Origin of the sequence: Delftia sp. PE138 (assembly GCF_018320755.1) — a bacterium.
Taxonomy (GTDB): Bacteria; Pseudomonadota; Gammaproteobacteria; order Burkholderiales; family Burkholderiaceae_C; genus Comamonas; species Comamonas tsuruhatensis.
Genome location: NZ_JABEPN010000008.1, coordinates 166,715 through 180,485 on the forward strand (window position 1 = coordinate 166,715; position 13,771 = coordinate 180,485).

The window sequence follows — 13,771 nt, forward strand, 5'->3', positions numbered from 1 at the left end:
CATGACCTTCACCCAGCTCGAAGTGTTCGCGGCGCTGGCCCGCGCCGGCAGTTTCTCGCGCGCAGCCGCGCTGCTGGGCATTACCCAGAGCGCCGTCAGCCATGCCCTGCGCGCGCTGGAAGGCGAGCTGCAGGTGCAGCTGGTGCGGCGCGAAGGCCCCCACTCCCCACTGACCGACGCAGGCACGCGGCTGCTGCAGCGCGCCAACGACATCCTCCAGCAAAAGGAGGCCTTGCGGCAGGAGGCCGATGCCGAGCGCGGCATGGCGCGCGGCACGCTGCGCGTGGCCTCGTTCGGCGCCACCTCTTCGCTGCGGCTGCTGCCCCCGCTGATCACCGAGTACCGGCGCCGCCAGCCCGCCGTGCTGGTGCAGATCGACGAGCAAAATGACGACACCGTGGTCAAGTGGCTGCTGGAGCGGCGCGTGGAGATCGGCTTCGTCGTGCTGCCCGACGAGCGCTTCGAGACCGTGCCCCTGGTGGAAGACGAACTGGTGGCGCTGCTGCCCGCATCGCACCGGCTGGCGGCCCAGCGCAGCATCCGCGCCGCCGACCTGCAGGGCGAGGCCTTTGTACGCACCTCGGCCGGGTCGGGCGCGCACATCGACCGCTTCCTGGCCGAGGCCGGCGCCCAGCCTGCGGCCATCTACCACTTCGAGCAGATGTCCTCCATGCAGGGCTTCGTGGCCCAGGGTCATGCCATTGCGATTGCCGCACGCCTGGCCGTGCCCGAGCAGGCGCCTGAAGGCATGGTCTACCGCAGCCTCGCGCCCCGCCAGCGCCGCGTCACCGGCCTGGCCGTGCGCAGCATGGAGCGCCTGTCGCCGGCCGCTGCCGGCTTTGTGGAACTGGCGCGGGAGATGGCGAAGAAGAAGCAGTTTGGCTAAGCCTGCGCCGCCGACGGCAAGGTCAGCGGATGCAGCACCAGCGCCTCGCGCACGATGGGCTTGAGCGCCTGGGCCTCGTCGGGGCTGGCCAGCACGCGGGTCAGTTCGGCGCGCATGCGGGGCTCCCAGAATTTGCGGATGTGTTCGGCAATGCCCTGCAGGGCCTCGTCGCGCTCGGGCATGGCCTCGAAGAACTCGCCGATGCGGTTGGCCATGCGGACCAGGTTGGCGCTGTCCATCACTTGCCCCCTGCCACGGCCATGCTGCCTGCCTGCGCGGCTTGCAACAGGCCGATCTGCTCTTCGTGCATGCGCGCAAAGCCGCGCTGCCAGTCGGACGGCTGGGCGTGCTGGGGGACGGGCAGCACCTGCACGGCCGTGACCTTGTATTCGGGGCAGTTGGTGGCCCAGTCGGAGCTGTCGGTGGTGATGACGTTGGCGCCCGATTCGGGGAAGTGGAAGGTGGTGTACACCACGCCGGGCTGTATGCGCTCGGTGACGGTGGCGCGCAGCACGGTCTCGCCCGCGCGGCTGGCGATGCCGACCCAGTCGCCGTCGCGTATGCCGCGGTCCTCGGCGTCATGCGGATGGATTTCCAGCCGGTCCTCGCTGTGCCAGTGGCTGTTGTGCGTGCGCCGGGTCTGGGCGCCCACGTTGTATTGCGAGAGGATGCGGCCCGTGGTCAGCAGCAGCGGGAAGCGCTGGGTGACCTTCTCGTCGGTGGCCACGTACTGGGTGATGATGAAGCGGCCCTTGCCGCGCACGAAGCGGTCCCTGTGCATGATGGAAGTGCCGGCCTCTTCGGTGCTGTCATTGCAGGGCCATTGCACGCTGCCCAGCCGGTCGATCTTGTCGTAGTTCACGCCCGCGAAGCTGGGCGTGAGCGCGGCGATCTCGGCCATGATCTCGCTCGGGTGCGTGTAGTGCATGGCGTAGCCCAGCGCATTGGCCAGCAGCTGGGTGACTTCCCAATCGGCATAGCCGGCCAGCGGCGCCATGACCTTGCGCACGCGCGAGATGCGGCGCTCGGCATTGGTGAAGGTGCCGTCCTTTTCGAGGAAAGAGGCGCCTGGCAGGAAGACATGGGCGTACTTGGCGGTTTCGTTGAGGAAGATGTCCTGCACCACCACGCATTCCATGGCCGAGAGCGCGGCCGTCACATGCTGGGTGTTGGGGTCGGACTGCACGATGTCCTCGCCCTCGCAGTACAGGCCCATGAAGCTGCAGGCCAGGGCCGCCTCGAACATGTTGGGAATGCGCAGGCCGGGCTCGGGGCTGAGCGCCACGCCCCAGGCCCCCTCGAACTCGGCGCGCACCGTGCTGTCCGAGATGTGGCGGTAGCCGGGCAGCTCATGCGGGAAGGAGCCCATGTCGCAGGAGCCCTGCACGTTGTTCTGGCCGCGCAGCGGGTTCACGCCCACGCCTTCGCGGCCCACGTTGCCCGTGGCCATGGCCAGGTTGGCAATGCCCATGACCATGGTCGAGCCCTGCGCATGCTCGGTCACGCCCAGGCCGTAGTAGATGGCCGCGTTGACGGGGCGGCCCGCTGGGTGGTCCTCGGCGCCCAACGCATACAGGCGCGCGGCGCCGCGCACGAGTTCGGGAGCGACCCCGGTGACCTCGGCCATGGCCTCGGGCGAGTTCTCGGGCCGGGCCACGAATTCCTTCCACTGCGCGAAGGACTTGGCATCGCAGCGCTCGGCGATGTAGTCCTCGGCCAGCCAGCCTTCGGTGACGATGACATGGGCCAGCGAGGTGATCATGGCCACGTTGGTGCCGGGCCGCAGCTGCAGGTGGTAGTCGGCGCGGATGTGGGGCGACTTGACGAGCTCGATCTCGCGCGGGTCGATGACGATGAGCTTGGCGCCCACACGCCGGCCGTCGCCGCGCAAGCGCTTTTTCATGCGCGAGCCGAACACCGGGTGCGCGGCCGTGGGATTGGCGCCGATGACCATGACCACGTCCGTGTGCTCGATGGACTTGAAGGTCTGCGTGCCGGCCGAGGTGCCATAGGTCTGGCCCAGGCCATAGCCCGTGGGCGAGTGGCACACGCGCGCGCAGGTATCGACGTTGTTGTTGCCGAAGGCCGTGCGCACCAGCTTTTGCACCAGGTAGGCCTCTTCGTTGGTGCAGCGCGAGGAGGTGATGCCGCCAATGGAATCCTTGCCATGCTTTGCCTGGATGCGGCGGAACTCGCTGGCCGTGTGGGCAATGGCCTCTTCCCAGCTCACTTCGCGCCAGGGGTCGGTGATCTTCGCGCGGACCATGGGCCGGGTGATGCGGTCCTTGTGCGTGGCATAGCCCCAGGCAAAGCGGCCCTTGACGCAGGCATGGCCCTCGTTGGCCTGGCCGTCCTTCCAGGGCACCATGCGCACGACCTGCTCGCCCTTCATCTCGGCCTTGAAGCCGCAGCCCACGCCGCAGTAGGCGCAGGTGGTGATGGCGCTGTGCCCGGCCTGGCCCAGCTCGGTCACGGTCTTTTCCTGCAGCGTGGCCGTGGGGCAGGCCTGCACGCAGGCGCCGCAGCTGACGCAGTCGCTGTCCATGAAGCTGCCGCCCTGCCCCGCCGTGACGCGCGACTCGAACCCCCGGCCCGAGATGGTCAGCGCAAAGGTGCCCTGCGTCTCCTCGCAGGCGCGCACGCAGCGGTTGCAGACGATGCACTTGCTGGGGTCGTAGCTGAAGTACGGGTTGGAGTCATCGACCTCGGCGCGCGCCTGGCCCTTGAAATGGTTGGCGCCGTCGAAGCCGTAGCGCACCTCGCGCAGGCCCACGGTGCCGGCCATGTCCTGCAGTTCGCAGTCGCCGTTGGCGCTGCAGGTCAGGCAGTCCAGCGGATGGTCGGAGATGTACAGCTCCATCACGCCGCGGCGCAGCTCCTGCAGTTGCGGGCTTTGCGTGCGCACCTTCATGCCCGGCTCGGCCGGCGTGGTGCACGAGGCCGGAAAGCCCTTGCGCCCCTCGATCTGCACCAGGCACAGGCGGCAGGAGCCGAAGGGCTCCAGGCTGTCGGTGGCGCACAGCTTGGGCACGCTGACGCCGCCTTCCATGGCCGCGCGCATCAGCGAGGTGCCCTCGGGAACGCAGACCTCGCGTCCGTCAATCTCCAGGGTGATCAGGCGTTCGGACGGGCTGGCGGGCGTGCCCCAGTCGGCTTGCTTCAAATGGTCGAGCATGGTGTTCTCCGTTCAGGCAGCCGCTGCGGCCGTGGTGGACTCGATGCCGAAGTCCTGGGGGTAGTGGTTCAGCGCCGAGCGCACGGGATACGGCGTCATCCCGCCCATGGCGCACATGGAGCCGTGCTGCATGGTGTCGCACAGGCTTTCCAGCAGGGCCACCTGGCCGGCGTGGCCGGCGTGGGCGGCAGGGTTGCTGCCGGCGCGCACGATGCGGTCGATGACCTCCACGCCGCGCGTGGAGCCGATGCGGCAGGGCGTGCACTTGCCGCAGGACTCGATGGCGCAGAACTCCATGGCGTAGCGCGCCAGCTGCGCCATGTCGGCCGTGTCGTCATGCACGACGATGCCGCCGTGCCCCACCACGTTGCCTTTGGCGGCATAGGCCTCGTAGTCCAGCGGCGCATCCCAGTCGGCCGGCGCCACATAGCTGCCCAGCGGGCCGCCCACCTGCACGGCCTTGACGGTGCGGCCGGTGGCCGTGCCGCCGCCGAAGTCTTCCACCAGCTCGCGCAGGCTCAGGCCGAAGGCCTTTTCCACCAGGCCGCCGCGCGCAATGTTGCCGGCCAGCTGGAACGGCAGCGTGCCGCGCGAGCGGCCCATGCCGAAGCCCTGGTAGAAGGCCGCACCGCGCGCCAGGATCAGCGGCACCGTGGCCAGCGTGATCACGTTGTTGATCACCGTGGGCCGGCCCCACAGCCCCGCTATGGCCGGCAGCGGCGGCTTGGCGCGCACGATGCCGCGCCGGCCCTCAATGCTCTCCAGCATGGCCGTTTCCTCGCCGCAGACATAGCTGCCCGCGCCCTTGCGCACCTCCATGTGGAAGGCCCGCCCGCTGCCGGCCACGTCGCGGCCCAGCCAGCCTGCGGCCTCGGCGCGCGCAATGGCTTCGCGCAGGGTGGCGATGGCATGCGGATACTCGCTGCGCACATAGACCAGGCCCTGCGTGGCGCCCACGGCCAGGCCAGCAATGGCCATGCCTTCGATCAGCGTGTAGGGATCGCCTTCCATCAGCAGCCGGTCGGCAAAGGTGCCCGAGTCGCCCTCGTCGGCGTTGCAGGCAATGTACTTTTGCGGCCTCGCTGCGGCGGCCACGGTCTTCCACTTGATGCCGGCCGGAAACGCCGCACCGCCACGGCCGCGCAGGCCCGAATCCAGCACCTCCTGCACGATGGCCGCGGGCTCCATGCGCGCCGCGCGCTCCAGCCCCTGCCAGCCGCCATGGGATGCGTAGTCGGACAGGTCCAGCGGGTCGATGACGCCCACGCGCGCAAAGGTCAGGCGCTCCTGGCGCGCCAGGTAGGCAATGGCCTCGGTCAGTCCATGGCACAGCGCATGGCTGCCGCCCTGCAGCATTCCGGCATCGATCAGGCCCGGCACCGCATCGGCCGTGACCGGGCCGTAGGCCACGCGGCCTTCGGGCGTCTCGACTTCCACCAGGGTTTCCAGCCACAGCAGGCCGCGCGAGCCGTTGCGCACGATCTGCACCTGAAGGCCGCGCGCCGCGCACTCGCGCTGCAGGGCACCGGCCACGGCGTCAGCGCCCACGGCCAGCGCAGCGGCATCGCGGGGCACATAGACGCGCACCCCGGGGCCTGCCCCTGCCCCTGCCCCTGCCCCTGCCCCTGCCCCTGTCCCTGTCCCTGTCCCTGCATGCGCAGGCTGGGCCACCGGCTCGCCAGTCTGCTCCGGCTGGCGGCATTGCGCGATGAGTGCATCCAGGCCGTTGGCCGTGACATGCGCATGGGGCTGGCCATCGAGCATCACGGCAGGCGATGACGCGCACAGGCCCAGGCAGTAGACAGGCTCCAGCGTGACGGCGCCATCGGCACTGGTTGCATGCCCATGCCCACTCGATCCGCAGCCCAGCGCCTGGCCTGCGTGGGCCAGCAGCGCGTCGGCACCGCGCGACTGGCAGGCCTCGGCGCGGCAGACCTGCAGGACATGGCGGCCCGCTGGCGTGCTGCGGAAATGGGGGTAGTAGGAGATGACGCCATGCACCTCGGCACGCGAGAGGTTCAGCGCATCGGCAATGCGCGGCACGGCGGCTTCGGGGATATGGCCCAGCATGTCCTGCACGTCGTGCAGCAACTCGATCAGGGGGCCGGGGCGCCGGGCGTGGACGGCAATGGCGTGCTCGACGGCCTCGCGCTCATGGGCGCCGAGTGCGCTGCCGGCAACAGCGGCATTGAGGACGGCAATGGGAATGATCTTCCCTTGTGTGGCTGGCATGGGTGTCCCTGCTGGCTTTCGTTGTGGGGAGCGGCGCGGTCCGGTCCGCTGGCGCTTTGTCTCTGATGCCCATTTCAAGCCTTGCCGGGCAAGCCGTCAAATTCAAACGGATGATTGCGCCATTCAATCGGCAAATGAGCCGCCGGGCAGTGCTGCGCCTGCTGCCCGGGCCTTGCGGATGCCGCAGCCAGCGCGGGTTTGCGCCACTTGGCAAATGCGCCCGGCTTGTCGCAAATCACACGGTATTTGGTGTGAATTTTGATAAGCTCACGCGCACCATGAACCACCAGCCATCAGCCATGACGCCACAGGATGGCTATCATTTTTCAGACCAGATCGGCCACCTGCTGCGGCGTGTCTATCAGCGCCACACTGCACTCTTCCAGCAATACATTCCCGACTCGCAGCTCACCGCCGCGCAATTCGTGGTGCTGTGCTCCGTGCGCGACAACAGCGGCAGCTCGCTGGCCGACATCGTCAAAGCCACCGTGATCGACCAGGCCACCATCCGCGGCGTGGTGGACCGGCTCAAGCAGCGCGAACTGGTGCAGGTGGACCATGACCGCATCGACCGCCGCAAGGTCGTCATCAACCTCACCGAGGCCGGCCAGGACCTGGTGCGCGACATGGAGCCCTTCGCCAAGCAGATCACCGAAAGCACCTACGGCAAGCTCAATCCGGCCGAGCGCCTGGCGCTGGATTTTTTGCTCAAGAAGATGCTGGAAGGTGGCGAGGCCGACTGAGCCCTTGCAGCCTCCCCAAAAAAAAGGCCAGAAGGACAAATCCTTCTGGCCTTTTTGCTGAGCCGACCTTTCAGTCAGCTCAGGCCGTCATCAATCCAGCGCCCGGTTGCGCGATTCCACATCCACGGCCCAGATCGACAGGGCGCCGCCCACCAGCATGGCGGACAGCACGGCCAGGGCCAGTGTGAAGTGGGTGGCCATGATAGGCGCAATGATGGCCGGGGCGAACAGGCCGCCGAAGCGCGCCACGGCGCCGGCCATGCCCATGCCGCTGGCACGCAGGTCGGTGGGGTAGACCTCGGGGGTGAACGCATACAGCGCGCCCCAGGTGCCCAGCAGCGAGAAGCTCATCAGCAGGGTGGAGCCGATGACCACGAAGGGCGACGAGCCCAGGCTGTAGAACATGCAGCCGACGGCGCTGAGCAGCAAAAAGCCGATCAGCGTGGGCTTGCGGCCCCAGCGCTCCACGCCATAGGCCGACAGCGCAAAGCCGGGCAGTTGCACCAGGGCCAGCACCACCAGGAAGACCTGGCCGCGCATGAAGGCGAAGCCCTCGCTGCTGAGCTTGACGGGCAGGTAGACGAAGACACCGTAGTAGGCGATGGAGATCAGCGCCCAGGCCAGGAACAGCGAGAGGCTGCGGCGGCGCAGGCCGCCGTTGAACAGCGCGAGGATGGACTTGCGCTCCTGCTTTTCAGGCTGCAGCGCGGGGATTTCCGCCGTGGTGCCGTTGACCTTGGCCACCCGCTGCAGCACCTTGCGGGCCTCTTCGGACTTGCCGTTGCGGTTGAGGAACATGGGCGACTCGGGGATGTAGAAGCGCAGCACCACGCCGATCAGCGCCGGCAGTCCGGTCACGAAGAAGATCACGCGCCAGGCATCGTCACCCCAGGACACGGCCACCAGCGCCAGGATGGCCAGGAAGATGGTGCCCACGGCCCAGAACGATTCCAGCAGCACCAGCCAGCGGCCGCGGCGGTCGCTGGGCAGGAACTCGGCCATCATGGTGTAGTCCACGGGCAGCGTGCCGCCCACGCCGATGCCGGTGATGAAGCGCAGCACCAGCAGCCAGGCGAACTCGGGCGCAAAGGCCGAGGCCACGCCCGCGAAGGCATCGATCACCACGGCCATCATCAGCACCGGGCGGCGCCCGATGCGGTCGGCCAGGCGGCCGAAGACGAAGGCACCGATCAGCATGCCGATGAAGAAGAAGGTGCCGGTCTGCAGCGCCTCGGGCACGGTCTTGCCGAAGGTCTTGGCAATGGACGGCGCGCTGAAGCCGATGGACAGCACCTGCATGGCGTCGGCCAGCCAGACCAGCCCGAAGATGACGAACAGCCGATATTGGAACTTGCCGACACCCGCTGTCTGGATGCCTTTTTCCACCGAAATGTATGTAGATGACATGCAGGGACTCCTTTTCTAGCCATCGCAATTGTTGAATCTGTCTTTTCCCAGGCAAGGCCGTTCAGCTTGTGTTGCCGTCTCCTGCCGTGCCTTCCACCCTTCACACATCCGGAGCGAACCGCTCCCTCGGCGCCATCTCCATGGCCCGATGAAAAAATTCAGGATGTCGGTCTCTGCATCCGGGCGATGGGCGCATTGCGGACAGGCTGCACATCGACAGCGCCGTCCGTTGTTGCCCATCACCCGTCCCCAGCATCAGATGTCAGGACCCAGGCCCTGGAGAGATTCCAGGGCAAGGTGTCCATATCCGCGGCATCGCCCATGCCGCCGCCCATTGCTGCCCATTGCCGCCCTCAGTGCGCATGCGCCTGTGCCTGCATGCGCAGCCGGTTAATCGTCTTCGTGTCGTCTGGCCAAGCTTTTTCCTCCGGTGCAAATCGTTCGCGCAAATATCCGAGCAGGTCCGCGATCTGCCTGTCGTCCAGGCTGTCCCCGAAGCCGGGCATGTAGCCCAGCGCATCGTCGGCCGGCGCCTGTATGCCGTTCAGGATCACCTGGACCAGGTTGTCGGGGCTGGCCGCGTGCAGGTTGGTGTTCAGGGCCAGCTGCGGCTTGACGCCGAACAATGTGGGACCGCTGCCCGCCTCATGGCAGACCGCGCAGGCGTTCTGGTAGATGCGCTCGCCATTGGCGTGGCGGTCCAGGGCCATGGCAGGTGGCGCCGCAGGCGCCGCCGCCTGCACGGCGGCCGGCGCCGGTGCCGGCATGGCCGGGGCGGCCTGGGCGGCCTGGGCGGCCTGGGCGGCCTGGGCGGCCTGTGGTGCCTGTGGGGCCTGGCCCGGCAACTCCATCAGATAGGTGGCCATGGCGCGCACATCGGCTTCGGGCAACTGGGCCAGGCCGTGGATGACGGGCGCCATGGGGCCGGCCGCCACGCCGTGGCGGGCCGAGAAGCCGGTGCGCAGGTACTGGTACAGCTCCTCGCGGCTCCAGGGCAGCTTGCCCCCGGCCAGTTGATTGAGCGCGGGCGCCGTCCAGCCTTCGGCCTCGCCGCCGCCCAGGTAGTGGATGCCGGTCTTTTCGGCACCCAGCGCATTGCGCGGCGAGTGGCAGGCCGCGCAGTGGCCCGCGCCTTCGACCAGGTAGGCGCCCCGGTTCCATTCGGCGCTGCGCGCAGGGTCGGCCTTGAAGGGCGTGGCGTCGTGGAACAGCAGGTTCCAGCCCGCCATGGCCGGGCGCAGGTTGTAGGGGAAGGCCAGCTGCGTCTCGGGCGCCTTGGCCTTCACGGCGGGCTGGGACATCAGGTAGCCGTAGAGGGCCTGCAGGTCGCCATCGCTGAGCTTGGCGAAAGCCGTGTACGGGAAGGCCGGGTACAGCTGCCTGCCATCCTGGTGGATGCCGTGGCGCATGGCGCGCTCGAAGGCCGCGTAGGACCAGCGGCCGATGCCGGTTTCGTTGTCGGGTGTGATGTTGGTGGAGTAGATCGTGCCGAACGGCGTCTCCAGCCCGAAGCCGCCGGCATTGGCCGCGCCGCCCGGGGCCGTGTGGCAGACCACGCAGTCGCCCGCAGCCGCCACCAGGCGGCCGCGCTCCAGGGCCTGCGGCGAGTACAGGGACACATCGGGCCCGTCGGTCAGCGGCAGGGCCGGCTTCAGTGGCCAGGCCATGGCCGCCATGCCGGCAAGGCCTGCGGCGCCTGCGGCCAGCCAGCCCCAGCCACGGCCGGTCCGCGCCGCACCGGGCCTGCCGGCACCCTCGCCCGCCAGGGCCAGGCGCAGCTGCTCGGGCTGGAAAGGCACTTCGCGCAGGCGCACGCCTGTCGCATGGTGAATGGCGTTGGCAATGGCGGCGGCGGCGGGCAGCGTGGCCACGCCATCCAGCGCCAGATCGCCCTGGCGGATGACCGCGACATCGCCAGGCGCATGCTGCGCCAGGTCGGAGCCGGGCTTGGCGATCACATCGAAAGAAGCAGCGGAGGCTGTGGCCCCTGCCCAGTCGTCAAAAGCGGGCGCCGTGCCCAGCAGCCGGCGCGCATCGGCCAGCAGTTGCGGGTCCTGCTGGACGATCTCGGGCCGCGTGCTGGCGGCCTGCGCCGCCTGCAGGCTGCGGCTGTCATGGCCGGCCACGACGCGGGTCACTTCGATCTCGCCCGTTTGCGGGTGCACGGCCACCTCGGCCACCCAGGCGCTCCAGGCATGGAGGTCGGTGCCCTGCGCATCCAGGGTCTGCAGCTGGGCGGTGGCAAAGCCCCGGCCCAGCAGGCGGCCGTCGGCACCCTGGTGGGATGGTGCCTGCTGCGATGCCTGCGCACGCTCGGCCACCTGCCGGGCCAGATCGCGCACCGGGCCTTCGGGCAGGTGCTGCAGCCGCCATTGCAGCGGGTCACGGCCCTGGTCCAGCGCCTGCTCATGCCAGTGGCTTTCGCGGGCAAAGACCTGGGCGGCATTCAGATCATCGACGCCGGCATGCCGCAGGCTGGCGGCCAGCCTGCGCTCTTGCACTTCGCCGGCATCGAGCACGGTGGCCAGGGCCGCGGCGCGCGCCAGCTCGGGCTGGCTCAACAGGCGCGCCATGCTGGGGCGCACGGCCCAGGGCGTGTCGGACAGCAGCAGGTCTGGCTGCGGCGATGCATTGCCCGGCTGAGGCTGCACCACCGTGTCGGCCTCAAGCCCTTGCGAAGGCTGCGCATCCACGCGCAGCACCAGCTCCCGGCTGTCTGCGCTGCCCGCAGCAGTCCAGGCCTCGCAGGCCACGCTGACAGGCCGGCCCACGGCCTGGGACAGCAGGGCCGCATCGGCCGCTGCGTCCATGAGATCCAGCACATGCGGGGTGCCGGCCGCCGTGGCCGGCAGGCTGAACAGCCGCAGCGCGGACTCGGGGCATTGCAGCAATGCGGCCAGTTCGCGGCCGATCATCTGCCGCACGCCGGCGTCGCAGGGCGGCAGCCAGACGCTGGCATGGCCGTCCAGGCACCACACGGCTGCGCGTGCGGCACCCTCGCAAGACACGGGCGCCGCCATGCGCCAGACATAGCGGCCGGCATCGGGCAGGTCGGCCTTGCCAGCCTTGTCGGCTCTGTCGGCTCTGTCGGCAGCACGGGGCGCGCTGGCGGCCCTGGCTTCCTGCCGGTCGTCCCAGGCAGGGGCCAGGCTGGCAGCGGCCTGCCGGGCATGGACAGGCGCCACGGCCACCACGCCCAGAAAATGCCCGCGCTGCACCGCGGCCACCACGCCAGCCATGGCCTGGGCGTCCTGCAGCCGTGCATGCAGGGGCACGCTGCCCCGGTAGCGCAGACCGTCCCAGGCCGCGACGGGCGGGCGCAGTGCCAGGCCGTGCAGCAGGTCGGAAGGCAGGGCGGGTGTGTGGCCGGCCGGGCTCATGGCTGGACCTCGCCCGCGCTGGAAGATGGAAAACCGGGGGGTGCCTGCAGCGCGGCGCGTTGCGCACGCAGCTGCACGGCGCGCAGGGCGGCCTGCATGATTTCCACATGCGTGCCGCAGCGGCACAGGTTGTGGTGCAGCTCGTTGCGCAGCTCCTGCTCGGTGGGATTGGGGTTGCGGCGCAGCAGGGCCTCCACCGTCATGATCATGCCGTTGAGGCAGTAGCCGCACTGGGCCGCCTGGCAGTCGATGAAGGCCTGCTGCGTGGGGCCGGGGCACTGGCGCGAGCCCAGGCCTTCCAGCGTGGTGACCTCGCGGCCCACGGCCGCCCGCACGGGGATCACGCAGGAACGCGCGGCCACGCCATCGATCAGCACCGTGCAGGCGCCGCATTCGCCCAGGCCGCAGCCGTACTTGGGCCCGTTCAGCTCCAGGTCATTGCGCAGCACATGCAGCAGCGCCGTCCCGGGCGCTGCCGGTACCTCGCATGCGCGTGCATTGACCTGCAGGCGGATGGGGCTGGGGGTACTGCTTGGATGGACTGGGGTTCCCATGGGACGAGGCTCTTGCAACTTGGCTGCGGTTCAGGATGTCGGCGTTCTGCGGCCGGACAGGAGTGGGGGGATTCCCTCCCCTCCCCTCGTCCGGCAAGGCAGCGAGTATCAGGCCGCTGCCTTGACCTTGGGCTCGACCAGGGGCACGTTGAACACGTCGTAGCCAAAGCACCAGGACGGATCTTCGTTGGTGCGCAGCCAGGTGTTGTCGTGCGAGATGCGCTGCACCTTGCTGGCGCGCTCGGCACGGTTGGCTTCGTACAGGGCGAAGGCCAGCTCATGGTTGTGCGCGCCGACTTCCTTGAGGCAGCGCGCCAGCATGGCGCCGTCCTCGATGGCCATGGCGGCGCCCTGGGCCATGTGGGGCTTCATGGGGTGGCAGGCATCGCCCAGCAGCACCAGGCGGCCACGGCTCCACAGCGGCAGCGGATCGCGCTCGAGCAGCGACCACTTGGTCACTTCCACGGTGGCGTCGATCAGTGCCTGCACGGTGGGATGCCAGCCCGAGAAGGCCTCGCGCATCTCTTCCTTGCTGCTGGGCAGCCAGCGGTCGTTGAGGTCCCACTTCTCGACGGGCACGCCGGTCACGTAGTACAGCTCGTCGGCCTTGCCGGTGACGAAGTAGGTCATCATGTGGCGGTCATCGCTCCACCACTTCACGCAGGCGTCAAAGGGCAGCATGCCGGCCTTGACTTCGGGCGTGGGGAACACGGCGCGGTGGGCCAGGTAGCCCGCGTACTTGGGCAGCTCCGGGCCCAGGAGTTCCTCGCGGATGCGGGAGTTCACGCCATCGGCGCCGATGACGATGTCGGCCTCCTCGGTCGTGCCGTCGGCAAAGTGCATGACCACCACGTTGCCGCGGTCCTCCACCTTGGTCAGGAACTTGCCGTAGGCCATCACGCTGTCGGGCAGGGCCTCGACCAGCAGCGCATGGAAGTCGCCACGGTGCACGGTCAGGTAGCTGGCGCCGTATTCCTTGACGGCGTAGTCGCCCAGCGGGATCTGGGCCAGCACGTCGCCCGTCTGCCAGTGGCGGCTGTACCAGTAGTCGGGATGCGAGCCCTGCTCGTTGAGCGCGTCCTCGATGCCGATGCGGCGCAGGATCTTCATCACATTGGGCCCGACGTGGATGCCGGCTCCCAGGCGCGAGAAGCTGGGCGCCTGCTCATAGACGCGGACATTGAAGCCTTCCTGGAGCAGCAGCTTGGCAGCTGCAGCCCCGCCGAGACCGGCGCCGACAACGGCGATTCGAGGGGATTGAGACACAGTTTTCTCCTTGCAGGAATGTTGAAAGCCAGACGGGGCAACCGTTGCTTCGGCGCGTCCTTGCAGGGTGTAGAGCAGGAAGCGTGCCAGGCAACAAAACACTTAATTCAGGTGTATGCGCTTGAATT

9 protein-coding genes are annotated in these 13,771 nt (G+C 68.8%); 2 read left to right on the forward strand and 7 right to left on the reverse strand.

The window, feature by feature from the left end:
• The first annotated feature begins 1 nt into the window (after position 1).
• The gene (locus HFGMBDPB_RS23955) at positions 2 to 886 is read left to right on the forward strand and encodes a LysR family transcriptional regulator (RefSeq protein ID WP_071954523.1); all 885 of its coding nucleotides are present in this window, start codon (positions 2 to 4) and stop codon (positions 884 to 886) included.
• Here the strand turns inward: HFGMBDPB_RS23955 and HFGMBDPB_RS23960 are convergent.
• From HFGMBDPB_RS23960 to HFGMBDPB_RS23970, 3 genes are read right to left on the reverse strand one after another with little or no spacing between them, the layout of a single operon-like run.
• On the reverse strand, positions 883 to 1,125 hold the full coding sequence (locus HFGMBDPB_RS23960; RefSeq protein ID WP_212646442.1) for a formate dehydrogenase subunit delta: 243 nt from the start codon (positions 1,123 to 1,125) through the stop codon (positions 883 to 885). The genes HFGMBDPB_RS23955 and HFGMBDPB_RS23960 overlap by 4 nt on opposite strands.
• Positions 1,125 to 4,061 carry a formate dehydrogenase subunit alpha gene (gene fdhF / locus HFGMBDPB_RS23965; protein ID WP_212646443.1) on the reverse strand — a complete coding sequence of 979 codons (2,937 nt, stop codon included), beginning with the start codon at positions 4,059 to 4,061 and terminating at the stop codon, positions 1,125 to 1,127. Before fdhF ends, HFGMBDPB_RS23960 begins: the two co-directional genes overlap by 1 nt.
• Positions 4,062 to 4,073: 12 nt before the next feature.
• Positions 4,074 to 6,293, reverse strand: coding sequence for a formate dehydrogenase subunit gamma (locus HFGMBDPB_RS23970; RefSeq protein ID WP_212646444.1), 2,220 nt, complete (start codon positions 6,291 to 6,293; stop codon positions 4,074 to 4,076).
• Between the two features lie 299 nt (positions 6,294 to 6,592).
• Between HFGMBDPB_RS23970 and HFGMBDPB_RS23975 the strand changes: the two genes are divergently transcribed.
• Positions 6,593 to 7,036 carry a MarR family winged helix-turn-helix transcriptional regulator gene (locus HFGMBDPB_RS23975; RefSeq protein WP_016449026.1) on the forward strand — a complete coding sequence of 148 codons (444 nt, stop codon included), beginning with the start codon at positions 6,593 to 6,595 and terminating at the stop codon, positions 7,034 to 7,036.
• Between the two features lie 90 nt (positions 7,037 to 7,126).
• Here the strand turns inward: HFGMBDPB_RS23975 and HFGMBDPB_RS23980 are convergent, their stop codons facing one another.
• From HFGMBDPB_RS23980 to HFGMBDPB_RS23995, 4 genes are all read right to left on the reverse strand, one after another.
• On the reverse strand, positions 7,127 to 8,443 hold the full coding sequence (locus tag HFGMBDPB_RS23980) for an MFS transporter (protein ID WP_016454172.1): 1,317 nt from the start codon (positions 8,441 to 8,443) through the stop codon (positions 7,127 to 7,129).
• A 353-nt stretch (positions 8,444 to 8,796) separates the two neighbouring features.
• A complete protein-coding gene (locus HFGMBDPB_RS23985; RefSeq protein WP_212646445.1) occupies positions 8,797 to 11,823 on the reverse strand; it encodes a cytochrome c in 3,027 nt (1,008 codons plus the stop codon).
• Entirely contained in the window at positions 11,820 to 12,377 is a 558-nt protein-coding gene (locus HFGMBDPB_RS23990) for a (2Fe-2S)-binding protein (protein WP_016454170.1), read from the reverse strand. Before HFGMBDPB_RS23990 ends, HFGMBDPB_RS23985 begins: the two co-directional genes overlap by 4 nt.
• A gap of 108 nt (positions 12,378 to 12,485) precedes the next feature.
• On the reverse strand, positions 12,486 to 13,643 hold the full coding sequence (locus tag HFGMBDPB_RS23995) for an FAD-dependent monooxygenase (RefSeq protein WP_016449030.1): 1,158 nt from the start codon (positions 13,641 to 13,643) through the stop codon (positions 12,486 to 12,488).
• Positions 13,644 to 13,771 lie beyond the last annotated feature (128 nt).

Excerpts from the sequence above, each read along its gene's own strand:
- HFGMBDPB_RS23955 (WP_071954523.1), top strand. The coding sequence starts at position 2 with ATGACCTTCACCCAGCTCGAAGTGTTCGCGGCGCTGGCCCGCGCCGGC.
- HFGMBDPB_RS23960 (WP_212646442.1), bottom strand. The coding sequence starts at position 1,125 with ATGGACAGCGCCAACCTGGTCCGCATGGCCAACCGCATCGGCGAGTTC.
- fdhF (WP_212646443.1), bottom strand. The coding sequence starts at position 4,061 with ATGCTCGACCATTTGAAGCAAGCCGACTGGGGCACGCCCGCCAGCCCG.
- HFGMBDPB_RS23970 (WP_212646444.1), bottom strand. The coding sequence starts at position 6,293 with ATGCCAGCCACACAAGGGAAGATCATTCCCATTGCCGTCCTCAATGCC.
- HFGMBDPB_RS23975 (WP_016449026.1), top strand. The coding sequence starts at position 6,593 with ATGACGCCACAGGATGGCTATCATTTTTCAGACCAGATCGGCCACCTG.
- HFGMBDPB_RS23980 (WP_016454172.1), bottom strand. The coding sequence starts at position 8,443 with ATGTCATCTACATACATTTCGGTGGAAAAAGGCATCCAGACAGCGGGT.
- HFGMBDPB_RS23985 (WP_212646445.1), bottom strand. The coding sequence starts at position 11,823 with ATGAGCCCGGCCGGCCACACACCCGCCCTGCCTTCCGACCTGCTGCAC.
- HFGMBDPB_RS23990 (WP_016454170.1), bottom strand. The coding sequence starts at position 12,377 with ATGGGAACCCCAGTCCATCCAAGCAGTACCCCCAGCCCCATCCGCCTG.